The organism is Actinoplanes sp. NPDC051513 (assembly GCF_044454685.1).
Taxonomy (GTDB): domain Bacteria; phylum Actinomycetota; class Actinomycetes; order Mycobacteriales; family Micromonosporaceae; genus Actinoplanes.
The window spans coordinates 26,607-48,265 of the sequence record NZ_JBITDW010000022.1; the positions used below are offsets into that span (position 1 = coordinate 26,607).

Annotated in this window: 19 protein-coding genes and 1 other RNA gene; 7 read left to right on the forward strand and 13 right to left on the reverse strand. The window is 69.5% G+C overall.

The genetic code is table 11. The features are described 5' to 3' along the window. Positions 1-22 precede the first annotated feature (22 nt). Together panB and ACIA5D_RS40410 are read right to left on the reverse strand one after the other, a co-directional pair. Positions 23-862: a 3-methyl-2-oxobutanoate hydroxymethyltransferase gene (panB, locus tag ACIA5D_RS40405; RefSeq protein ID WP_396035819.1), complete on the reverse strand. Its 840-nt coding sequence runs from the start codon at positions 860-862 to the stop codon at positions 23-25. Between the two features lie 96 nt (positions 863-958). Then, positions 959-2,743, reverse strand: coding sequence for an NAD+ synthase (locus ACIA5D_RS40410; RefSeq protein WP_396035820.1), 1,785 nt, complete (start codon positions 2,741-2,743; stop codon positions 959-961). Between the two features lie 128 nt (positions 2,744-2,871). Here ACIA5D_RS40410 and ACIA5D_RS40415 point away from each other — a divergent pair, with 128 nt between their 5' ends. Continuing rightward, the gene (locus ACIA5D_RS40415; protein ID WP_396035821.1) at positions 2,872-4,224 is read left to right on the forward strand and encodes a glutamine synthetase family protein; all 1,353 of its coding nucleotides are present in this window, start codon (positions 2,872-2,874) and stop codon (positions 4,222-4,224) included. Between the two features lie 53 nt (positions 4,225-4,277). Next, positions 4,278-4,703, forward strand: coding sequence for a DUF350 domain-containing protein (locus tag ACIA5D_RS40420; RefSeq protein ID WP_396035822.1), 426 nt, complete (start codon positions 4,278-4,280; stop codon positions 4,701-4,703). A 122-nt stretch (positions 4,704-4,825) separates the two neighbouring features. On the opposite strand, the gene ACIA5D_RS40425 is transcribed toward ACIA5D_RS40420, so the two are convergent. Both ACIA5D_RS40425 and ACIA5D_RS40430 read right to left on the reverse strand, forming a co-directional pair. Then, complete coding sequence (locus ACIA5D_RS40425) at positions 4,826-6,247, reverse strand: RNB domain-containing ribonuclease (RefSeq protein ID WP_396035823.1); 1,422 nt, start codon at positions 6,245-6,247, stop codon at positions 4,826-4,828. Positions 6,248-6,317: 70 nt separating this feature from the next. Further along, positions 6,318-6,743: a hypothetical protein gene (locus ACIA5D_RS40430; RefSeq protein WP_396035824.1), complete on the reverse strand. Its 426-nt coding sequence runs from the start codon at positions 6,741-6,743 to the stop codon at positions 6,318-6,320. Between ACIA5D_RS40430 and ACIA5D_RS40435 the strand changes: the two genes are divergently transcribed. After that, complete coding sequence (locus ACIA5D_RS40435; RefSeq protein WP_396035825.1) at positions 6,730-9,138, forward strand: hypothetical protein; 2,409 nt, start codon at positions 6,730-6,732, stop codon at positions 9,136-9,138. The genes ACIA5D_RS40430 and ACIA5D_RS40435 overlap by 14 nt on opposite strands. Here ACIA5D_RS40435 and ACIA5D_RS40440 read toward each other — a convergent pair. Further along, on the reverse strand, positions 9,135-9,341 hold the full coding sequence (locus ACIA5D_RS40440; protein ID WP_396035826.1) for a hypothetical protein: 207 nt from the start codon (positions 9,339-9,341) through the stop codon (positions 9,135-9,137). The two genes, ACIA5D_RS40435 and ACIA5D_RS40440, sit on opposite strands and share 4 nt — an antisense overlap. 138 nt (positions 9,342-9,479) lie before the next feature. Next, the gene (locus tag ACIA5D_RS40445) at positions 9,480-10,502 is read right to left on the reverse strand and encodes an aspartate-semialdehyde dehydrogenase (RefSeq protein ID WP_396035827.1); all 1,023 of its coding nucleotides are present in this window, start codon (positions 10,500-10,502) and stop codon (positions 9,480-9,482) included. 112 nt (positions 10,503-10,614) lie between these two features. Between ACIA5D_RS40445 and ACIA5D_RS40450 the strand changes: the two genes are divergently transcribed. Continuing rightward, entirely contained in the window at positions 10,615-11,412 is a 798-nt protein-coding gene (locus ACIA5D_RS40450) for a class I SAM-dependent methyltransferase (RefSeq protein WP_396035828.1), read from the forward strand. Here ACIA5D_RS40450 and ACIA5D_RS40455 read toward each other — a convergent pair. The 3 genes from ACIA5D_RS40455 to ACIA5D_RS40465 are packed head-to-tail and all read right to left on the reverse strand — an operon-like array spanning position 11,380 to position 13,817. Continuing rightward, positions 11,380-12,006: a D-alanyl-D-alanine carboxypeptidase family protein gene (locus tag ACIA5D_RS40455; RefSeq protein WP_396035829.1), complete on the reverse strand. Its 627-nt coding sequence runs from the start codon at positions 12,004-12,006 to the stop codon at positions 11,380-11,382. The genes ACIA5D_RS40450 and ACIA5D_RS40455 overlap by 33 nt on opposite strands. 36 nt (positions 12,007-12,042) lie before the next feature. Next, positions 12,043-12,645 carry a GTP cyclohydrolase II gene (gene ribA / locus ACIA5D_RS40460; protein WP_396035830.1) on the reverse strand — a complete coding sequence of 201 codons (603 nt, stop codon included), beginning with the start codon at positions 12,643-12,645 and terminating at the stop codon, positions 12,043-12,045. 38 nt (positions 12,646-12,683) lie between these two features. After that, a complete protein-coding gene (locus ACIA5D_RS40465) occupies positions 12,684-13,817 on the reverse strand; it encodes a hypothetical protein (protein ID WP_396035941.1) in 1,134 nt (377 codons plus the stop codon). A gap of 511 nt (positions 13,818-14,328) precedes the next feature. Here ACIA5D_RS40465 and ACIA5D_RS40470 point away from each other — a divergent pair. Both ACIA5D_RS40470 and ACIA5D_RS40475 read left to right on the forward strand, forming a co-directional pair. After that, entirely contained in the window at positions 14,329-15,387 is a 1,059-nt protein-coding gene (locus tag ACIA5D_RS40470; RefSeq protein WP_396035831.1) for a type I glyceraldehyde-3-phosphate dehydrogenase, read from the forward strand. Between the two features lie 10 nt (positions 15,388-15,397). After that, complete coding sequence (locus ACIA5D_RS40475) at positions 15,398-16,327, forward strand: threonine/serine dehydratase (RefSeq protein WP_396035832.1); 930 nt, start codon at positions 15,398-15,400, stop codon at positions 16,325-16,327. 419 nt (positions 16,328-16,746) lie between these two features. On the opposite strand, the gene ACIA5D_RS40480 is transcribed toward ACIA5D_RS40475, so the two are convergent. Continuing rightward, positions 16,747-17,511, reverse strand: a complete 765-nt coding sequence (locus ACIA5D_RS40480; RefSeq protein WP_396035833.1) for a sulfite exporter TauE/SafE family protein — start codon at positions 17,509-17,511, stop codon at positions 16,747-16,749. 54 nt (positions 17,512-17,565) lie between these two features. Between ACIA5D_RS40480 and rnpB the strand changes: the two genes are divergently transcribed. After that, an RNA gene (rnpB, locus tag ACIA5D_RS40485) (RNase P RNA component class A) lies at positions 17,566-17,967 on the forward strand. An 82-nt stretch (positions 17,968-18,049) separates the two neighbouring features. Here the strand turns inward: rnpB and mctP are convergent. From mctP to ACIA5D_RS40500, 3 genes are all read right to left on the reverse strand, one after another. Then, on the reverse strand, positions 18,050-19,696 hold the full coding sequence (gene mctP / locus ACIA5D_RS40490) for a monocarboxylate uptake permease MctP (RefSeq protein WP_396035834.1): 1,647 nt from the start codon (positions 19,694-19,696) through the stop codon (positions 18,050-18,052). 4 nt (positions 19,697-19,700) lie between these two features. Next, a complete protein-coding gene (locus ACIA5D_RS40495) occupies positions 19,701-19,925 on the reverse strand; it encodes a DUF3311 domain-containing protein (RefSeq protein WP_396035942.1) in 225 nt (74 codons plus the stop codon). 222 nt (positions 19,926-20,147) lie between these two features. Then, a complete protein-coding gene (locus tag ACIA5D_RS40500) occupies positions 20,148-21,431 on the reverse strand; it encodes a glycoside hydrolase family 18 protein (RefSeq protein ID WP_396035835.1) in 1,284 nt (427 codons plus the stop codon). Positions 21,432-21,659: the final 228 nt, after the last annotated feature.

The following is a 21,659-nucleotide window of genomic DNA, read 5'->3' on the forward strand; positions in this document are numbered from 1 at the left end:
GTCAGGCGTACGAAATAGTGTTTTAGAAGGTGTGCTCCGCGGCCGGGAACTCGCCGCCACGAACCTCGGCGGCGTACTGCCGCGTCGCGTTGCCCAGCGCGCCGGCCAGGTCGGCGTACTGCTTCACGAAGCGCGGGGTACGGCCGGTGCGCAGGCCCGCCATGTCTTGCCAGACCAGCACCTGCGCGTCGGTGTCGGGACCCGCCCCGATGCCGACGGTGGGGATGGCGAGCTCCTTGGTGATGGTCTTGGCCACCTCGCCGGGGACCATCTCGAGGACCACGGCGAAGGCGCCGGCGTCGGCCACGGCCCGGGCGTCCGCGAGGACCTGGGCGCCCTCTTCCTCGCGGCCCTGGACGCGGTAGCCGCCGATCGTGTGCTCGCTCTGCGGGGTGAAGCCGACATGCCCCATCACGGGGATGCCGGCGCCGGTCAGGGCCTCGATCTGGGCCGCGACGCGGCGGCCGCCCTCGAGCTTGACCGCGTGGGCGCCGCCCTCCTTCATGAACCGGACGGCGGTGCGCAGGGCCTGTGTGGGGCCCTCCTCGTAACTGCCGAACGGCAGGTCGGCCACGATCAGCGCCGTCCTGGTGGCGCGGACGACCGCGCGGACCAGCGGGAGCAGTTCGTCGACCGTGACCGGCAGGGTGGTCTCGTAGCCGAACACGTTGTTGGCCGCGGAGTCGCCGACCAGCAGAACCGGCACGCCGTTCTGATCGAAGATCGATGCGGTGTACTGGTCGTAGGAGGTCAGCATCGGCCACCGGTCGCCGCGGGACTTCGCGGCGAGGAGGTCGCGGGTGCGTACCCGCCGAGTGGGCGGCCCACCATACAAGGTGGGGATGTCCGAAATATCAGACATGTCATCTCCTTCCCTCGAGGCCGCGCTACTGCGGTCCCCGGGTCCAGAAATCGTCGCACCCCGGACAGCCGCACGGTCAGGGGTCAGTGGAGGTTCTCACAAACCTTCCCGAAACCTGTTCGTAATGGGGAGCCGGCGGTCGCGGCCGAACGCCTTGCCGGAGATCTTGGGGCCGGGCGCAGACTGACGGCGCTTGTACTCGGCCAGGTCGACCATGCGCAGCAGCCGGTCGACCAGCGCGGGGTCGTTGCCGGCCGCGATCAGCTCGTCGCGGCCCATGTCGTCGTCGACGTAGCCCTTGATGATCGGGTCCAGCACCGCGTAGTCGGGCAGCGAGTCGGAGTCTTTCTGGTCGGGCCGCAGCTCGGCGCTCGGCGGCTTGGTGATCGAGCTCTCCGGGATCGGCGCCGCGGAGCCCTGCGTGTTCCGCCAGCGCGCGAGCCGGTAGACCATCGTCTTGGGCACGTCCTTGAGCGGGTTGAAGCCGCCCACCGAGTCGCCGTAGAGCGTCGAGTACCCCACCGCGAGCTCGCTCTTGTTGCCGGTGGTGAGGACGAGGTGGCCCTCCTGGTTCGACAGCGCCATCAGGATGACGCCGCGCACCCGGGCCTGCAGGTTCTCGACGGCCAGGCCGGAGAGGGCCAGGTTGGCGAGGAACGCGTCGACCATCGGCTGGATCGGCTCGACGCGGTAGTCGATGCCGGTGCGCTTGGCCAGCTCGGCGGCGTCGTCACGCGAGCCCGGCGACGAGTACGAGCTCGGCATCGAGACCGCGAAGACGCGATCCGGGCCCAGCGCGTCCACCGCGATCGCCGCCACCACCGCCGAGTCGATGCCCCCAGACAGCCCAAAAATTACCGATCTGAACCCATTTTTGTTGACATAGTCTTTCAGGCCCAGCACCAGCGCCGACCACACCTCGGCCTCGTCCACGATCCGGGCCGCGATTCCACCGTCCACCCGATCGCGATGGGAGGGCCGTGGCGAGGCATCCAGAACGACCCGCTCCACCGACATGTCGTCGTCGATCCACTGCTCGACGATCGGCAGCGGCTCGGCGTCCGTCTTCTCCGCCCGGTTCGGCGTGGCATCGGCGGCCGGCAGCGGCAGATCATGGATCAACAGCGACGAGGTGAACTGCCCGGCCCGCGCCAGCAACTCGCCGCCCGCCGTCACGATCATCGAGTCCCCGTCGAAGACGAGCTCGTCCTGCGCGCCCACCGCGTTCACGTACGCGACGGTCGCCCCGGCCTCGGCCGCCCGCCGCATCACCAGCGGCAGCCGCACGTCGTCCTTGTTCAGCTCGTACGGCGAGGCGTTGATGTTGAGCACCAGCCCCGCCCCCGCCCGCCGCGCCGCGGTGAACGGCCCGCCGGCCTGCCAGATGTCTTCGCACACGGTGAGCGCGACATCCACCCCGCCGAACCGCACCACGGTGAGCGACTCCCCCGGCTCGAAGTACCGGTCCTCGTCGAAGACTCCGTAGTTGGGCAGGTGGTGTTTGAAGTACTTTGCCGCGATTTTTCCACCAAAAAGGAGCGCTGAGGCATCCCGTCGCCCGCACCCCGGCGTCGCACCAGAGCTGGTCGCCGCCGGCCCGTCAGCGTCCACGTAACCCACCACGACAGCAAGATCGCCCAGCCCATCAGCGGCAAGGGAAGCGGCCAGGTCGGACAGAGCAGACAACGAGGCGGAAACGAATGAATCCCGAAATACCAGGTCTTCGATCGGATACCCGGTGAGCATCATCTCCGGAAACGCGACCAACTGAGCTCCGGCATCGGCGGCGGCGCGCGACCACGAGCGCACCGCGGCCGCGTTCCCGGCGATGTCGCCGACCGTAGAGTTCACCTGGGCCAGGGCGATCCGAAGAGTGGGCATGACGCTTATTCTTCCCCACGCGACGGGAAGCCACCCGGGACCTCCGACAGGGCCGGGCCAGCGTAATCTCGGCGTAACGGAGCCCGGCAAGACTGGCTCGCCAGGACACCCTCGGATCAGGAGTGAACGTGGACCGACAGCAGGAGTTCGTGCTTCGCACTCTCGAGGAGCGCGATATCCGTTTTGTCCGGCTCTGGTTCACCGACGTGCTGGGCACCCTCAAGAGCGTCTCCGTCGCCCCCGCCGAGCTCGAGTCCGCCTTCGAGGAGGGCATCGGCATCGACGGCTCGGCGATCGAGGGATTCGCCCGGGTCTACGAGTCCGACATGGTCGCCATGCCCGACCCCACCACGTTCCAGGTCTTCCCGTTCGAGGGCGGCGTCAGCGGCGAGAGCGCCCGCATGTTCTGCGACATCCTGCTCCCCGACGGCAGCGCCGCCTGGGCCGACCCGCGCCACGTGCTGCGCCGCTCGCTGGCCAAGGCCGCCGAGAAGGGGTTCACCTTCTACACCCACCCCGAGGTCGAGTTCTTCCTGGTGCAAGACGGTCCCCTGGACGGCTCGGTCCCGATCCCGGTCGACACCGGCGGTTACTTCGACCACACCACCCACTCGGTCGCCCGCGACTTCCGCCGTCAGGCCGTGCTCGCCCTCGAGCGCATCGGCATCTCGGTCGAGTTCAGCCACCACGAGGTCGCCCCCGGCCAGCAAGAGATCGACCTGAGGTACGCCGACGCGCTGACCACGGCCGACAACATCATGACCTTCCGGCACGTGGTGAAAGAGGTGGCGCTCTCCCAGAGCGTCCGCGCGACCTTCATGCCGAAGCCGTACACCGACCAGCCCGGCAGCGGCATGCACACCCACCTGTCGCTGTTCGAGGGCGAGCGCAATGCGTTCTACGACGGCGACGACCCGATGAAGCTCTCCAAGACCGCCCGCGCCTTCATCGCCGGCCTGCTGGTGCACGCCCGCGAGTACACCGCGGTGACGAACCAGTGGGTCAACTCCTACAAGCGCCTCTTCCCGCTCCAGCTGCCCAACGCGATCACCGAGTCCCCCGCGTTCGTGAGCTGGGGGCACCTCAACCGCAGCGCCCTGGTCCGCGTCCCCGCCTTCGGCAAGCCCAACTCGGCCCGCGTCGAGGTCCGCTCGATCGACTCGGCGACGAACCCCTACCTGGCTTTCGCCGTCATGCTCGGCGCCGGCCTCAAGGGCATCGAGGAAGGCTACGAGCTGCCCCCGGGCGCCGAGGACGACGTCTGGTCGCTCTCCCCCGCCGAGCGCAAGGCGATGGGCTACGACGCGCTGCCGGAAAACCTCTCCGAGGCCATCGACGTGATGAGCAAGTCCGAGCTCGTCGCCGAGGTGCTCGGCGAGCACGTGTTCGACTTCTTCCTGCGCAACAAGCGGGCCGAGTGGGAGCAGTACAGGCGTGAAGTCACCCCCTACGAGCGGGAACGTTATCTGGGAGCGCTGTAGAACTGTAGATCTGTTCTTGTACGGTCTCTCCTGACTTCGCTGAAGGAGAGACCGTGCTGCAAGATCTGCTCGAGGGTGCTGGCCGCAGCATCGTGTTCGGACTCGTCGGTATCGGCCTGATGGCCCTCGGATACGTCCTGATCGATATCCTCACGCCCGGCAAGCTGCGTGACCTGATCTGGACCGATCGCAATCCCAACGCGTCGCTGTTGCTCGCCGCCAACCAGCTGGGCATCGCCCTGATCGTCTTCACGGCCATCTTCACGAGCTACGACTCGTTCGGCCAGGGCCTCGCCTCGACGGTCATCTTCGGCGTCATCGGCATCGCCATCATGGGCCTGGCTTTCCTGGTCCTCGACTGGATGACCCCCGGCAAGCTCGGCGACGTCATCTGCACCCCCGACCGCCACGGCGGCGCGATGGTCTCGGCCGCGACCCATTTCGGCGCGGCGCTCATCATCTGCGCCTGCATTTCTTAAAGACCCTTTCGCGTACGAGCAGCGACCGGCCCCCGGCCACGGAGGCCGGCCGCTGCCGTCCCGGCCTCCTGCCGCCGCTTCCGGGCTGGGCTGCCGCGAGATCTCGCCGCGCGCCCCGCGCCTCAACGGCCCCCGTGCTCGAACTCCACCTTCCGGGCAACCGGGTCCGCGATGGTGAGCGTGGCCCGGATCCTCTCCCCCAGCGGCAGATCCCCCACGCAGCGCGCCCGCACCGCCGGGTCGTCGAGCGCGACCGTCCCGCCCGCCGGCCGATTCCCGCGCGCCTCGTCCCGGTCGACCACGCCCGCCTCGAAGGTCTCGCCGACCCGCCCGTGCAGCAGCACCGCCTCGGTCAGGTCGATCGCGCCCCGCGACGCCGCCCCCGCCAGCCGGTCGGTGTCCCCCATCGCCTTGGGCAGCCGGGGCAGCGCCTCACGCGCCCACGACGGCACCTCCACGCCGGCGGCGAGCGCCAGGCACACCTCGGTGGCATACCGGTCGGCCAGCCGCCGTAGCGGCGCCGTGACGTGCGCATACGGCGCGCCCACCCCGCCGTGCCCGGTCTCGGCCGGCACGTCGCCGTCGAACGGTGTGTAGGCCGCGCCCCGCAACAGCTCCGCCGCCTGGTCGAGGAAGGCCGCGCCGCGCGGCGTGCCCGGATCGACCGCCGCGACCACCGCGCCGACGGATGCGCCCTCGGGCCAGGAAACCCCCAGCGACCCGGCCGCCGCCCGCAGCTTCTCGACGGCCTCGGGCCGGGCCGCCGGCATCGTGCGAAGCAACCCGATCCGGCCGCGCAGCATCAGGCCGGCCGCGGCCACGCCGGTGAGCAGGGAGATGTGGGCGTTGTGCTCCTCGACCGGCAGCGGCGCGCGCAGCACCAGCCGCCAGCCGTCGCCGTCGCGCTCGACCTCCTGCTCGGGCAGCGGCAGGTTGACCGCGCCCCGGGCGGCGGCTCGCTCGGCCAGCAGCCGGCCCAGCTCGGGCAGCAGCGCGATCGGCTCGGGCGCCGTGCCCGCGTCGACCTGCCCCTGCACGGTCACGTAGTCAAGTTTGGCCCGGCTGCGCACCAGCGCCCGCTCCACCGCGACCCCGGTCGTCTCGCCGTCGGCGTCGAGGTCGATGGTCCAGACCACCGCGGCCCGGTCGCCGTCGGGCAGCAGGCTGGCCGCGCCCTCGCCGAGCACCTCCGGGTGCAACGGGATCCGCCCGTCCGGCAGATAGATCGTCTGCCCGCGCACCCACGTCTCGGCCTCGAGCGCCCCACCCGGCGGCACGAACGACGCCACATCCGCGATCGCGTACCGCACCCGGTAGCCGCCGTCGCGCCGGCTCAGATGCATCGCCTGGTCGAGATCGCGCGAGGTAGCCGGGTCGATCGTCACGAACGGCACGTCGGTCCGATCGACCGCCGGCCGCGGCGGGTCGGCCGCGGCCGCCCTGGCCTCGCTCAGCGCCGCCTCCGGAAACTCCGTCGGCAACCGCAACTCCCGCCGCAGCACCGAGAAGTCGATCTGCGGCGCCCACACCCGTTTGATCGGCACGGCTCATTCCTACCAGCCGCAAAAAAGCCGGTGGCCACGCCCAAGGGCATGGCCACCGGCAGGTTTCCCCTTATCGCGCGCGCTTGGCGGCGACTTTTCTCCCCGATCCCGTACGCCCGGAGCCCGTACGCCCCGAGCTCGCACCCACCGCGTTGCCCGCCGCCGCCGTCCGCGCCGCAGCAGCCGTGGCCGCCTTGGCAACCTTGGCCGCGTTGGTCGCCGACGTCTTGGCGGTCGGACCCACGCGGGCCACGTTGGTCGCCTTCGCAACGTTCGTGGTCTTCGTGGCCCGCCCACGCGCCGTAGCCGCCTCGTTGGTAGCCGACCGCTTGACCGCCTTGGCCGGCGCCGCCCGGTTGGCCGCCTTGGCCGCCATCGAACCGGCGACCCCGGCCCGGGCAGCCGCCTTCGTCGCCGCCGCCGTGGTCCCCGCCATCCTGCCGACGGCGGCCTTACCCGACGTCGTCTTGCCCGGGGTCATCTTGGTTGCGGTCATCTTGGTTGCGGTCATCTTGGTTGCGGTCATCTTGCTCGCGGCCGTCGCCGACGTGGTCTTCGCCGCTGCCCGCCCGCCCGCGACGTTGGCAGTGGCCTTCTTCGCCGCTGCCCGCCCGCCCGCGACCTTGGCAGTGGCCTTCTTCGCCGTGCCGACCGCCTTGGCCGCCGTCTTCTTCGCGGCGGTGGCCTTGGCAGCCGCGGACTTCGCAGCCGTCCTGGTCGCCGCCACCTTGGCCGGCGGAGCTGCCTTCGCCCGAGCCCCCGCGACCTTGGCCGCCGTCCTGGCCATACCCTTACCCGCCGCCGACCGGGCCGCCTGCTTGTTGGCCATCGCCGTCTCGGACTTGCCGGCCGCGGCCCGCGCCGCACTCCGGTTGGCCGCAGCAGTCTTGGCCGCAGCAGTCTTGGCCGCCGCCGTCCTGGCCGCAGCCGTCCTGGCCGCAGCCGTCTTGGCCGCAGCCGTCTTGGCCGCAGCCGTCTTGGCCGCAGCCGTCTTGGCCGCAGCTGTCTTGACCGCTGACTTGGCCGCTGCGGTCTTGGCCGCTGCGGTCTTGGCCGCTGCTGTCTTGGCCGCGGCCTTGGCTGTCGCAGTCTTAGCCGCCGCCGCTTTGGCCGCCGCAGTCTTAGCCGCCGCTGTCTTGACCGCAGTCTTGGCCGCCGCCGTCTTCGTGGCCGCTGTCTTGGTGGCCGTCGCCGTCTTGGCTGCGGACCGCGCCATCGCCGCCGTCTTGGCCGCCACCGCGCTCGCCTTGGCCGCCCGCGTGGCCGCGGTCTTCTTCGCCACGGTCTTCACGGCAGCCGTCTTGACAGCCGTCGTCTTCGCAGCCGTCGCTTTGGCAGCCGTCCTCGCCGCAGTCGCCTTGGCAGCCGTCCTCGCCGCAGTCGCCTTGGCAGCCGTCCTCGCCGCAGTCGCCTTGGCAGCCGTCTTAGCAGCGGTCGCCTTGGCAGCCGCCGTGGCGGTCGCCTTCCTGGTGGCCGGCGCCTTCTTGGCGGCCGTCTTGTTGGCCGGCGCCGTCGCGGCCGCGCCCGCCCGGACCGTGCTCTTCGCCGCCGCGGCCGTCTTTGCCACCGCCGCCTTCGTGGCCGTCGTGGCCTTGGCGGCGGCCTTCTTCGCGGTCGCCGTGCGGCCCGCGGCCGTCTTCGCCACCGCCGCCTTGCCGGCCGCCGTCCTGGCCCGCGTGGCCGCCCTGCCCGCCGCCCTGCCCGCCGCCTTGGCAGCCGCCGCGGCCGCCTTCTTGACCTCGGGATCCGGCGTGATCACCGGCATCCCACTGATCGACCCGATCACCGCTGGCATGTCCGCGACCCGGCCACGCCGCGTCGCCGCACCGGCCGCCGGCTTGATCCCCGACTCGGTCGGCTCGTCCATGACCGGCGCCGGGGCAGTAGGCATCGAGTCGTCCATGTCCGCCGCGGGCGTGGACTCGGGCGGAATCGTCGCCGACATCATGCCCGGCATCGGGCTCAGCGCCGCCGCGGTACGCCGCGGCGTGACCGGCCGCCGGTTGCTCCCGACCTTTCCGCCGCGCGCCCCCGCCTTCACGGCCTTGGTCGGGGCCTTGCCGGCGCTGGGCTTGCCGGTGGCCGGCTTCAGGGTGCTCAGCTTGGTGGGCTTGACCGGCCGAGCGGGCTTCGACGTCGGCTTGGCCAAGGCCTTCCCCGCAATCGCTTTGCCCGCAACCGTCTTCCCTGCAGCTGGCTTGCCCGCAACTGGCTTGCCCGCAATCGCCTTGCCCGTGATGGTCGCCTTCCCGGCCGCGGTCCGCCCGGTCCCAGCGGTCTTCCCCGCCGCGGTTCGCTGCGCGATGATCGTCGCCTTTCCAGCAGCAGCCTTCCCGGCACCCGACTTCGCCGCGCTCGCGGCAGTCGCCTTGACCGCCGTCTTCGCAGCGGTCACCTTCGCGCCTGTCTTGGCCGCAGCCGCCTTGGCCGCACCCGTCTTGGCGCCCGCCGTCTTGGCGACAGCCGTCTTGGCGACAGCCGTCTTGGGCGATGCGGTCCTGGCAGTAGCGGTCTTCACCCCGGCTGCCCTGCCGGCGGCGACCGTCTTGGCGCCCGCGACCGGCCTACGGGCAGCAGCCGCAGCCTTGTTGGGCGAGGTCGGCTTCGGCACCACGGGCCGCGTCGTGGTCGTCGTGCGGACGGTGGCCGTCCCGGGCTTGCGGGCGGCCGCAGCCGCCACCTTCTTTCCCGCCGGCATCGCGGCGGCCTTCCTCGCCGGCGCAATGGCAGCAGCGCGCCCGGTCTTTTTCCCGGTGCCTGCGATTGCTCTGGTCGGAGCCTTTTTGGCAGCGGCCATCAGGGTGTTCCTCCTTGCGAATGACTGCGGGCTCGTCTCCGCCTGGAGACTGCGAATTCCGGCTTGGACACAGGGGGTCGCGCGCCGGTGCTAGCTGACCTCCCCGGTCCAGCGGGCATCCTCGGCGTCCCACTCCGCATTGCGCTTCTCGACGGTTTCGAGTGCCCGCGTCGCTTCGTCGGCCGTGGCGTAGGGACCGAGCCGGTACTGGGCGGGACATAGGTCGTCGCCGGTCTCGACACGGCTGTCGCGGAGGCACCAGAAGTAGCCGCCTCCGCTGGGCCCACTGTCGTTCATGCAATCACTCTGCCTCTAAAACCGACCATCCGCCACCGATTCGGGCAAAAAGTCCTAGATTTCCACAGTGGAAATGAGGCGATCTCACCAAAACCGCCCCGGCCGTGTCGGCCGGGGCGGTCAGCGGAAGCACAAAACCTAGAGCTCGGCGGCCACCAGCTCGGCGATCTGGACGGCGTTGAGCGCCGCGCCCTTGCGCAGATTGTCGTTCGAGACGAACAGCGCGAGACCGTTCTGCACCGTCTCGTCGGCACGGATGCGGCCGACATAGGACGGGTCGCGGCCCGCCGCCTCGAGCGGGGTCGGCACGTCGGAAAGCTCGACGCCGGGCGCGGTCGCGAGCAGCTCGCGGGCGCGGGCGGGCGAGACGGGCCGGGCGAAGCGGGCGTTGAGCTGCAGCGAGTGGCCGGTGAAGACCGGTACGCGGACGCAGGTGCCGGAGACCAGCAGCGACGGGATGCCGAGGATCTTGCGGCTCTCGTTGCGCAGCTTCTGCTCCTCGTCGGTCTCGCCGCGACCGTCGTCGACGATCGAGCCGGCCAGGGGCAGCACGTTGAAGGCGATGTTCTTGGCGAACGAGCGCGGCGCCGGGAACTCGACGGCCGACCCGTCGTGGGTGAGCTCGGTGGCCCGGTCGGCCACCTTTTTCACCTGCTCGTCGAGCTCGCTCACGCCGGCCAGCCCGGCGCCGGAGACGGCCTGGTACGTGGTGGCGACCAGCGCGACCAGCCCGGCCTCGTCGTGCAGCGGGCGCAGCACCGGCATCGCGGCCATGGTCGTGCAGTTCGGGTTGGCGATGATGCCCTTGGGCCGGTTGCGGGCCGCGTCGGGGTTGACCTCGCTGACCACGAGCGGAACGGAAGGGTCCATCCGCCAGGCCGACGAGTTGTCGATGACCACCGCACCGGCCGCGGCGACCTTCGGCGCCAGCTCTTTCGAGCTGCCCTTGCCCGCCGAGAAGAGCACGATGTCGAGCCCGCCGAAATCCGCGGTCGCGGCGTCCTCGACGGTGACCTCGCCGTTCTTCCACGGGAGCGTGCGACCGGCACTACGTGCCGAAGCGAACAGCCGAAGCTGGTCCACGGGAAACTCGCGCTCGGCCAGGATGCGCCGCATGACGCTGCCCACCTGTCCCGTCGCGCCCACAATGCCGATCCTCATGCCGACAAAAGTACGGCCTGACGTGCCCGGGAAGAAATCGCTTAACTCACCCCGTACCAAATCGTGGGATTTTATTCTCAGATAGAGGGACAGCGGGACTAGCTTCGAAGGCATGGCGACCTACACGCACGGACATCACGAGTCGGTCTTGCGCTCGCATCGGTGGCGCACCGCAGAGAATTCGGCGGCATACCTGTTGCCCCGGCTGACTTCCGGAGTTTCGGTTCTCGACGTCGGCTGCGGCCCCGGCACCATCACGGCCGACCTCGCGACTCTCGTCACACCGGCCCGCGTGACCGCGCTCGAGGTCACCGCGGAGGCGCTCGACCTGGCGCGGGCCGAGATCGCCCGGCGCGGCCTGACGAATGTCGACTTCGCGACCGGCGACGTGCACGCGCTCGAGTTCGCCGACGACACGTTCGATGTCGTGCACGCACACCAGGTGCTGCAGCACGTGACCGACCCGGTGGCCGCGCTGCGCGAGATGCGCCGGGTCACCAAGCCCGGCGGCGTGGTGGCGGTGCGCGACAGCGACTACGCGGCGTTCACCTGGTTCCCGGAGTTCCCCGAGCTCACCGCTTGGCTCGACCTGTACGAGCGGGTCGCCCGCGGCAACGGCGGAGAGCCCGACGCCGGCCGCCGTCTGCTCGCCTGGGGTCGCGATGCCGGCTTCACCGACCTGACCGCGACGTCGAGCACGTGGTGCTTCGCCACCCCGGCCGACCGCGAGTGGTGGGGCGGCATGTGGGCCGACCGGGTGCTGAAGTCCGAGTTCGCCGCCACCGCCCTGCGCACCGGCGCGGCCGCGCAAGAAGACCTCCAGCGCATCTCCGACGGCTGGCGCGCCTGGGCGGCGCACCCCGACGGCTGGATGTCGCTACTGCACGGCGAACTGCTGGCCACCGCCTGAGACCTCGTTGGGCTTGAAGCCCCAGTGCCAGCTCTCGCGGGAGGCGGTGTTGAAGTATCCGTACTTGGCGCCGTTCTCCCGCACCCACGCGAGCGCCTTCGCGTTCAGGTCGAGGTCGGCGGCCATGCCCCAGCCGTGTTCGCTGGTGCCGGGCTTGGCCGCCAGCCCGCCCTGTGAGTACAGGCCCTTGCGCCGGGCGAGGTCGACCTGCTCGGTGTACGGGCGGTAGGAGTCGGTGATCCCGATGTGCACGCCGTCCTTCTCGGCGTCCGCCATCATCCGGGTGAGCGCCTCGGCGGCCGGCCCCCAGAGCTTGTGCCGAGTGTTGCCGACCTGCTCGAGCGCGCTCGCCGGGATCTTCCCGTTGCCGTACGCCTCGAGGTCGGTGGGAATCCCCTTGCCGTTCAGCGAGTATGTGCGGCCGGACGTCGACGTCTGCGAGACGGCGTCCGACAAATAGCTGGCGAAGTCGTCGCCTGCCACACCGGCCGGAGAAGACTGGCTCTGCGTGGTGCGGCCGGTCTGCTGGGTCTGCAGCGCGATGATCCGGCTCTGGATATCGGCGATCCGGTTGTTAACTCCCTCGATTCCCACATATTTCCGTTCGGCGCGGCGGCGGGAATCTGAGCGTCAGCCCGCGATCGGCAGCGTCAGAGTGTGCCGGGTCTGCGACGCCTTCGCCTGCAGATACCGGACGTTGGCCGCGGTCGCGTACACCCCGGTGGGAAGCACTTGCCGCACGCCGATGCCGTGCCGGCGCAGTTGTTCGGGTTTGTCGGGGTTGTTGGTCAGAAGGTCGATCTCGGTGGCGCCCAGAGCCGCGAGCATCTGCGCCGCCGCCGTGTAGTCCCGCTCGTCGTCCGCGTGCCCGAGGGCGCGATTGGCCGCGTACGTGTCAAGCCCTTGATCTTGAAGCGCGTAGGCGTCGAGCTTGGCGTAGAGCCCGATCCCGCGGCCCTCCTGCCGCAGGTAGAGCAGGTGGCCGCCCTCGGCGGAGATCCGTTCGACGGCCTCGCGCAGCTGCGGCCCGCAGTCGCACCGCTCCGACCCGAAGACGTCGCCGGTCAGGCACTCGGAGTGCAGCCGCACCAGCGGGACGTTCGCCGCCGGGCCGAAGGAAAGCGCCAGGTGCTCGCGGCCGTCGGCGAGCCCGGTGAACGTGGTCACCTGGGCCGTGGTGGCGTAGCCGTCCGGAAACCGCAACGGGACAGTGACACTGGTGCGGATGGGCATGTTGCAAGGAATCGGTCGCCTGGGCGCCGGGATGAGGCTTAGATCGACACGGACTCGCGCCGCTCGGCGCCCTCGAGCCGCTCGGTCAGCTCCAGCTCGACCTCGGAGGTCTGGTTCTTCCGGTTCGGGAGCATGTTGGTGATCAGCACAACCAGCGCGCCGATCCCGGCGTAGAGGCCGAGCACGATCAAAAGCTCGCGGATCGGGGCGGCCGGGAAGTAGAGGTCGTCGCGGACGGCCTGGACGCCGGCGCCGGTGGGCAGGTTCTCGCCGAGGCGCCGGCCGAACGCCGGCAGGAACTCGGGCAGGATGCTGGCGCCCGAGATGACCGTGCCGAGCGTGAAGTACATGGCGCCGATCAGCGCGCCGGCCGGGCCGAGCAGCGCCACCGCGCCGGCCGTGGAGGCCGTGATCGCGAGGGAGATCAGCGAGAAGATGCCGAGGATCTCGCCGCGGTCCGCGGTCTCGCCGACGCCGAACCAGGTCATCGACCAGAGAATGACGGCGGCGGAGCCCACGGCGTACACGATCAGGATCGACACGTGCGCGATGCCGCGCCGCCAGGAGCGCCGGGCGCGCGGGATGAGCCGGCCGAGGCCCATCGAGGCGATCGTGCCACCGAGCGCGAGCGCCTGGGTGAGGAAGCCGAGCGAGACGCCGTTGACGTCGTCGCTGGGCAGCGGCACCACGTCGGTGATCGCCGGCGGCGCGTTGAGATCCTGCGCCTCGCTCACGCTCATGCTGTCGCCCTTGTCGGCGAGCGTGGTCAGGGTCTGCGCGGTCTGCTGCTGCACGACGGAGGTGTAGGTGGTGCGCAGCAGGCCGGCGGCCGGGACTCCGGCGGCGCTCGCGACGTACAGGTGCGGTTTGCTCGCGGTGATGTCGACGCCGCCGTACACGTCGCGGCGCTTGATCGCGATGATCAGGTCGTCCGAGGTGGCGTAGTCGGTGACCTTGAAGTAGTCGTTCGCGGTGAGCAGGGTGATCGCGGCCTCCCGCTTGGCCGGCGTGGAGACCAGGCCGACCGGCAGGTGGTGCGGCTGCGCCTTGTGGCCCATGGCGAGGTAGTAGGCGGTCAGGCCGAGCTGCACGAGCACGCCGATGACGCAGACCGCCAGCGCGAACCGCCGGAACCGCAGCAGCGATTCGACCTGCTGATCCTCCTGAGACATCACACCCCGAGCATTACGGACGAAACCGCCTCATGCGGCCGTTTCGGCGAGAAGGGCTCGCGCTCGCCGGCGCGGGTGCGGGGCATCATGCTCGCCTTGCTCGGCGGCATCGCCTTGATGAACGGGCGACGGTGATTCCCCCCACGTGGCTGATCGGTTCCGGAATACCGATCGCCTGTGCCCGGGTCGAAATTCTCATCGAAAATGGCACGCCTGGCCGGAAAGCGCATCGCTGATCCGAAAGACGCGGACGGCCGCCAAGACCCCATTCACCTTTCCGAGCGATGTCGCATCAAGCGCCACCAATGACCGATAGTCCCCGTTCACGATCGCGTGACTCACGCGACCTGGTCTTATGTGGATCTACGTCCCTCTGTGATGTGTCGTGCGTTGACGTGCAAGTTGCACGACTCATAGTGTCGAGGGCGTGACGGCGGGTGGTATCCGGGATAACGGGCCCGCGCCGCCGGCGCGCGACGAGCACGGATCACAAGCGGCCTAGGAGCCTTCGATGGTTGTCACGATCGGCATCAACGGATTGGGCCGAATCGGCCGCAGTATCACGAGGATTGTGGCGGCGGCCGGTGATTCCGGAATATCCATTGCGGCGGTCAACGACCTCGCGTCGGCCGAGAAACTGGCCTATGCGCTGCGGCGGGACAGTATTCGCGGCGCATTTCCCGGCACCGTCGCGATCCGCTCCGATCATCTGGTCGTCAATGACCACGCGATCCGTGTCTTCCACCATCCCCGCCCCGAGCGCATTCCGTGGGCCGACGCCGGCGTCGACGTCGTCATCGAGGCCACCGGCCGGTTCCGGGCCGGCGCCAGCGCCCGCCGGCACATCACCCACGGCGGCGCCCGCAAGGTCGTGATCAGCGCGTCCGCCGACGACCCCGATGCGTTCCTCGTCTACGGCGCCAACCACCACATCTACGACCCGGCGGTGCACGACGTGGTCTCCCCCGGCTCGTGCGGGGTCAACGCGCTCACCGTGATGGCGAAGGTCCTGCTCGACCGATTCGGCCTGCGCTCGGTGGACACCTCGGTGGTGCTCGCGATCCAGGGCTGGCAGAAGTCGCAGGACTCGGTGGTCGGCACGTCCCGCGAGGATCCGCGCCTCGGCCGGGCCACCGGCGAGAGCATCATCCCGCACAACTACGTGGTCGGCGACCTGGTGCGGGTGGTGCTGCCCGAGATCGGCGAGATGCGCTACAGCTACTACTGCGTGCCCACTCCGATCGGCTCGCTCGCCGAGCTCTCCGGGCAGACCGACCGACCGGTAAGCGTCGAGGAGGTCAACCGGGCGATGGCCGAGGCCGCGGCGGGACCGCTGCGCGGGATCCTGGCGTACGACCCGGACCCCACCGTGTCGATCGACGTGAAGAACAACCCGGCGTCGTGCCTCTTCGACCCCTCCGGGACGCAGGCCACGGCGGACGGCGGGGTGAAGGTGCGGGGCTGGTTCGACAACGAGTGGGGCTTCTCGAACCGGCTGCTCGACCTCGCGCGCCTCGTGGGTGAACCGTCGCCCGTCGCCTCGCGGCGGGTGAGCTGGAGCATCGCCTAGAGTCGACTCGATGATTGACGACGACGACGTACGGGCCGCGGCGAGGCGGATCGGCGATCGAATTCGCCGTACCCCCGTGCTCCGGGCCGGCGACAAGCTCTGGTTCAAGCTCGAGCACACCCAGCACGCGGGCAGCTTCAAGACCCGCGGCATGTTCAACCAGATCGTCGCGGCGGCCACCCGGGGCGTCCTGCCCTCGGCCGGCATCGTGGCGGCCTCCGGCGGAAACGCGGGCCTGGCGGCCGCGTTCGCCGCCCGCGAGCTGGGCGTTCCCGCCGAGGTGTACGTGCCGTCGAACGCCCCCGCGATCAAGGTCGACAAACTCCGCAAGCTGGGCGCGTCGGTCGTGCAGACCGGCAGCGAGTACGCCGAGGCGTACGCGGCCGCCGTCGAGTGGGCCCAGGCGTCCGGCGCGTACTTCTGCCACGCCTACGACGACGAGGACATGGTCGCCGGGAACGGGACGCTCGGCCTGGAACTGCTCTCCCAGCTGCCGGACGGTTTCGACACCGTTCTGGTCGCGGTCGGCGGCGGTGGCCTGATCGCCGGGATGATCGCCGCCCTCCGCACCTCCGACGTGTCGGTCGTCTCGGTCGAACCGGCCACCTCCGCCGCGCTGCACGCCGCCCTGCAAGCGGGCGGCCCCGTCGACGTGCCGGTGTCCGGCGTTGCGGCCGATTCGCTGGGCGCGCGGCGGGCCGGGGAGATCGCGTACGAGCTGGCCCGCGCCGCCGGGATCGCGTCGCTGCTGGTCGACGACAAGGCGATCGTCGACGCCCGCCGCCGGCTGTGGGACGACTACCGGCTGGTGGTGGAGCACGGGACGGCGGCGGCCTACGCGGCCTTGACGTCGGGCGTCTACATGCCGGCGCCGGGCGAGCGGGTGGTGGTGCTGCTGTGCGGGGCCAACACCGATCCCTCGGATCTCACCCTCGGCTGAGGCGCTTGATCGCGCCACGGCTGTGCGGCAGATCTCCACAAGGTTCTCCGGGCTCGCTTCGAGCAGCGGGAACACCCGCTCATAGGCCTCCGTCACGGCGTCGGCGACGTCCGGCAGAAGTTCGGCGAAGTAGTCGTTGCCCGCCAGCAGGCTCACGCTCCGCGCGGCATCGCCCACGAATTCCAGCAGCCCGCCGATGACATCCGGGTGCGTGCGCCCCTCGGCGAGCAGCGCGGTCACCGCCCGGACCGCCGGCGCCGTGGCCGTCTCAGGAAACCCTTGGTGGAGCACCGCCATGTCGAGGTGATCCAGAGCCGCCTGCCGCGCCTCGGCGTCGTCCTGCTCCAGGGCGGCCAGGTGCCCGGGCGGGTCGGTTGCCCTTCCGTACGCGTGCTGGAGCTTTTCCCAATCGACCGTCATCAGCGGACGGCCCGGTACAGGAGGATCAGCCCGATGACCGTGCCGAACGTGACGATCAGGTAGCGCAGGACCCGGGCCGGCAGGCGGCGGGCCAGCTTGGCCCCCGCGTAACCGCCGACGACCGTAGCCGGCGCGAGCACGAGCACCGCGCCCCAGTGCACGTTCGCGAAGATCGCGAAGACCACCACCGTGACCAGCCCCACGGCCGCCGACAGCACGTTCTTCAGCGCGTTGATCCGCTTCAGCGGCTCGTCGAGGATCAGCGCGAGCGCCGCCACGTACATGACGCCGAGCGCCGCCCCGAAGTACCCGCCGTAGATCGCCCCCACGAAGACGACCACCTGAAGCGTGACCGCCGCCCGCCGCGCCGACATGTGCCGCGGATGCCCCACCAGCCCCCGCAACCGATCCTGGAAAGCGAGCGTCGCCGCCGCCCCCAGCACCAGGAACGGCACGACGATCTCGAAGACACGCCCCGGCGTGAGCAGCAGCAGCGCACATCCCGCCGCCGACCCGACGATGCTGGTCGGAATGATCGCCCGTACCCGCCGTCCCTGCCCTGCAAGGTCGACCCGGCTCCCGGCGACGCTCGACACGTACCCCGGGAAGACGGAGACCGAGTTCGTGACGTTGGCATCGACGGTCGGCAGCCCTGTAGCGATCAGGCTGGGAAACGTGATCAGCGACCCGCCGCCGGCGATCGCGTTGACCGTCCCCGCCGCGACCCCGGCGACCAGCAGCAGAAGGATGTGCGAGAGATCCATGGTGGGAGTGAATCTACGGCCTCGACCGCCCACCCGTAGAATCGCAGCGACGGACGAGTCGGCCGGGCGGTCGCGTCGGCACTCCCTTCGCCGGGGTGTCACCGAGGAACGTCCGGACTCCGAAGAGCAGGGTGGTTGTTAACGGCAACCCGGGGCGACCCGCGGGACAGTGCCACAGAAAACAAACCGCCGGCCCACGTGGCCGGTAAGGGTGAAACGGTGAGGTAAGAGCTCACCAGCACCCCGGGTGACCGGGGTGGCTAGGTAAACCCCACCCGGAGCAAGGCCAAGCAAGGCCGGGGTTCGCAAGAGCCCGGGCCGGCGCAGGCGTTCGAGGGCTGCTCGCCCGAGCCTGCGGGTAGGCTGCACGAGCCTGCCGGCGACGGCAGGCCTAGATGGATGACCGCCCCCGGCGAAAGCCGGGAACAGAATCCGGCGTACAGGCCGACTCGTCCGTCACCAAAAGCGCAAGAACGGCGAGAACGCCGCCACCCACATGGGGTTGCGGCGTTCTCCGACCCGGGAGCGGGCCTGGCCATCAAGTGGACGAAACCGCGTCCACGGTGGTCTCGCTCTTGTCGACGCGCGGGTCGCCTTCGTCGGCGAAATAGTCGTCCCGGGTCGTGCCGTCCGTGCCCTCGGGAGTCTTCAGAGCGCGCAGCAGGAACGTCACCAGAACGGCCACCACAAGGTTGACCGCGACCGCCACGAAGCCGACGTAAATCGTCTTCGGGCTGTCGAAGAGCCAGAACTTCTCGAGCGGGAACGCGGAACCACCGAAATGCGCCCGCTTGGTGGCGGCGTTCGGGATCTGCCACAGCATCCACAACGCCAGGCCCATGCCGGCCACCCAGCCCGCGATCAGCGCGCCGCGGTGCATCCAGCGGGTGTAGAGGCCGAGCGCGACCGCGGGTGCGGTTTGCAGGATGACGACGCCGCCGATCAGTTGCAGGTCGATGGAGAATTGCGGGTCGAGGAAGACGATGAAGGCGACCGCGCCGATTTTCACGACCAGCGAGGCGATTTTCGAGACCTGCGCCTCCTGGGCGTGGGTGGCGTCGGACTTCAGGTATTCCTTGTAGATGTTGCGGGTGAAGAGGTTGGCCGCGGCGATCGACATGATGGCGGCGGGCACCAGGGCGCCGATGCCGATGGCAGCGAACGCGATGCCGGCGAACCAGGCCGGGAACTGCTGGTCGAACAGCAACGGCACCACGGTGTTGGTGTCGAGCGTGCCCTCCTTGGCGCCGGGCAACGGCTTCACGCCCGCCGAGATGGCCATGAAACCGAGCAGCGCGATCAGGCCGAGCAGGAAGCTGTATGCCGGGAGCGCCGACATGTTCCGCTTGATGACGGTGCGATTCTTGCTGGCCAGGACGCCGGTGATGCTGTGCGGGTACAGGAACAGCGCGAGCGCGGAGCCGAGCGCCAATGTCACGTACTGGAGCTGGTTGTTGGCATTGAGCAGGATGCCGTCGCCCGGATTGGGACTCGCCTGGAATTTCTGGTCGGCGGCATCGAAGATGTCGCCCCAGCCGCCCAGCTTGTACGGCAGGTAGAGGATCGCCACCAGGATCACGATGTAGATCAATGTGTCCTTGACGAAGGCGATCAGCGCGGGCGCGCGCAGGCCGGACTGATAGGTGTACGCGGCGAGGATCGCGAACGCGATGATGATCGGCGCGTGCCGGGCGAGCAGGCTGTCGCCGGTGACGCCCATCGTTTTGAGCACCGCTTCGATGCCGACCAATTGCAGCGCGATGTAAGGCATCGTCGCGACGATGCCGGTGACCGCGACGAGCAACGCGAGCGTGGGCGACTCGAAACGGCTGCGCACGAAATCGGCGGGCGTGACGAAGCCGTGCCGGTGCGACACCGACCAGAGCCTGATCAGGATCAGGAAGAACATCGGGTAGATGATCACGGTGTAGGGCACCGCGAAGAACCCGGCGGCGCCGGCGCCGAACATCAGCGCGGGCACGGCGACGAAGGTGTACGCGGTGTACAGGTCGCCGCCCACGAGGAACCAGGTGATCCAGCCGCCGAAGCTGCGGCCGCCGAGGCCCCACTCGTCGAGGTGCGCCATGTCCTTCGGCGCCCGCCACCGCGCCGCCACGAATCCCATGCCACTGACCAGCAGGAACAGCGCGGAGAAGATGATGATTTCGGTGATGTGATCGCTCATTTGGTCACCGCCTCGTCATCCGGTAGACGAGGCTGGTGGTCGCGACACCGAGCAGGATGAACAGGAACTGAATCCAGTAGAAGGCGGGGAATCCGCCGATCCGCGGCTCGTCGTGGTTGTACAGGAACGTCAGCAGCGGCACCACGATGGGGATGAGCAGAAGCCAGTTCCATGGGCTTCGATCGGACCTGCGCTCCACCGGGGTTTCCGCCACCGGAGTTTCCGCCACCGGGTTTTCCGCCACGGGGTTTTCCGCCACCGGGTTTTCCGTCGGTGGTGTTTCGGGAGATTCAGGCTCGGCCATCAGCCGCACCTCCTCGCATTCTGGTGGGCCGGGGATGTGGGCCCACGAAAACGCTAACGATGCGGGGCGAAGCGAGTCGATCACTGTGCGCCGAACGGGCGAGGCGGTGCGCTTAACGGCACCGCCACGCCCGTGTAACAAACACCCTTACGAGATCAACCCGAGATTGATGGCCTTCGTCAGCGACGCGTTGTCGTCGTCGCCGTCGAGCGACCACATCATCGCCCCGCCCAGGCCCTTGGCCCGGATGTAGAGCGTCTTCTGCAGCATCTGCGCCGGGTCGTCGTAGGTCCAGAAGGTGGTGCCGTCGAAGAGCCACGAGTTGCCGGCCCGCCAGTCGCGGTAGACCTTGAAGCCCGGCAGGTTCTTGACGGTCTTGTAGTCTTCTGTCCCATTCGCGAAGACACCCGGAGCCGCTCCGGTCGCCGTCGCGAACCGGCCGTTCCCGCCGGACGTGATCCCGGTCCAGCCCTGGCTGTAGTAGGGCAGGCCCAGGACGAGCTGCTGTTTCGGCGCCCCCGCCTTGACCCACGCGTGTATCGCGCCGTCAGCGGAGAAATCGGGGTTGTCGGGCGCGCCCTTCGGCACGTAGATCGAGGACTGCTGATTCGACCGCAGCTCCCAGGAGCCGTGGTAGTCGTAGCCCTGCACGGTTCCGAAGTCGAGGTACTTGAAGATCTTCCCCTCGAACCCGGCCGTGATCTTCGCGGGCGCCGCCGGCAGGAACGCGGTCAGGTCATAGTGCTTGCGGGTCGACTTGCCGAGCTTGTCGAGCTGCGCCCGGAACTCTGCTGTCAGCAGCGTGAAGTTGTGCTTGTCCTCCGGGCGGATAACGTTGCCGGCGTTCCCTTCCGACCCCGGCCATTCCCAGTCGAGGTCGATGCCGTCGAAGATCCCCGCCGCGACCCCCGTCGAGAGGCCAGGCAGATTGCCCTTGATCCACAAGTCGACACACGAGCTGACGAGCTTCTTGCGCGACGCGTCGGTGAGGGCAGCGTCCGAGAAGTACGCCGACCCGGTCCACCCGCCGAGCGAGATCAGCACACGCAGCTTCGGGTTCTTGGCCTTGAGCTCCGCGAGCTGATTGAGGTTGCCCGAGATCGGCTGCCCCGCGACGTCCCCCACCCCGTCGACGCTGAGCTCCGCCGAGAAGGGCGTCTGCCAGTCCGCCCAGGGATCGGCCGATGCGCACAAGCCAGCCGCCGTGACCGGCCCGAAGGCGTAGTTGATGTGCGTCAGCCGAGCCGCCGCGCCCGAGTTCTGCACCTTGCTGAGCTGGAAGTTGCGGCCGTAAATACCCCACTGCGTGAAGTAGCCGACCTTGACGTAGGACTTGCTCCTGCCATGCGCCTGTGCCGCGACAGGCGTGACCGCCACGACCGACGCAGCCACAGCGGCCACAGCGACGAGACGGCGGGTCAGACCGCGCATGAGCCCTCCAGGGGCGTAAACGTTGAAGAAAGTTTCCTAATCGAGGAAGCTAAACGTCCACAAGCGCCGAATCAACGGTCTGTCGGCCCAACTTCCCGCCGGTGCGCTTTTTATTCCGTACGGGGAAGGCAGCGCCGTGCGTGTACAGCCACATCGTGGACGGGCCGTCGCTGGCCGCGCTGACGCTCTACCGCCTGTCAGGCTGACCGCTTGCACAACAGCGTTCCC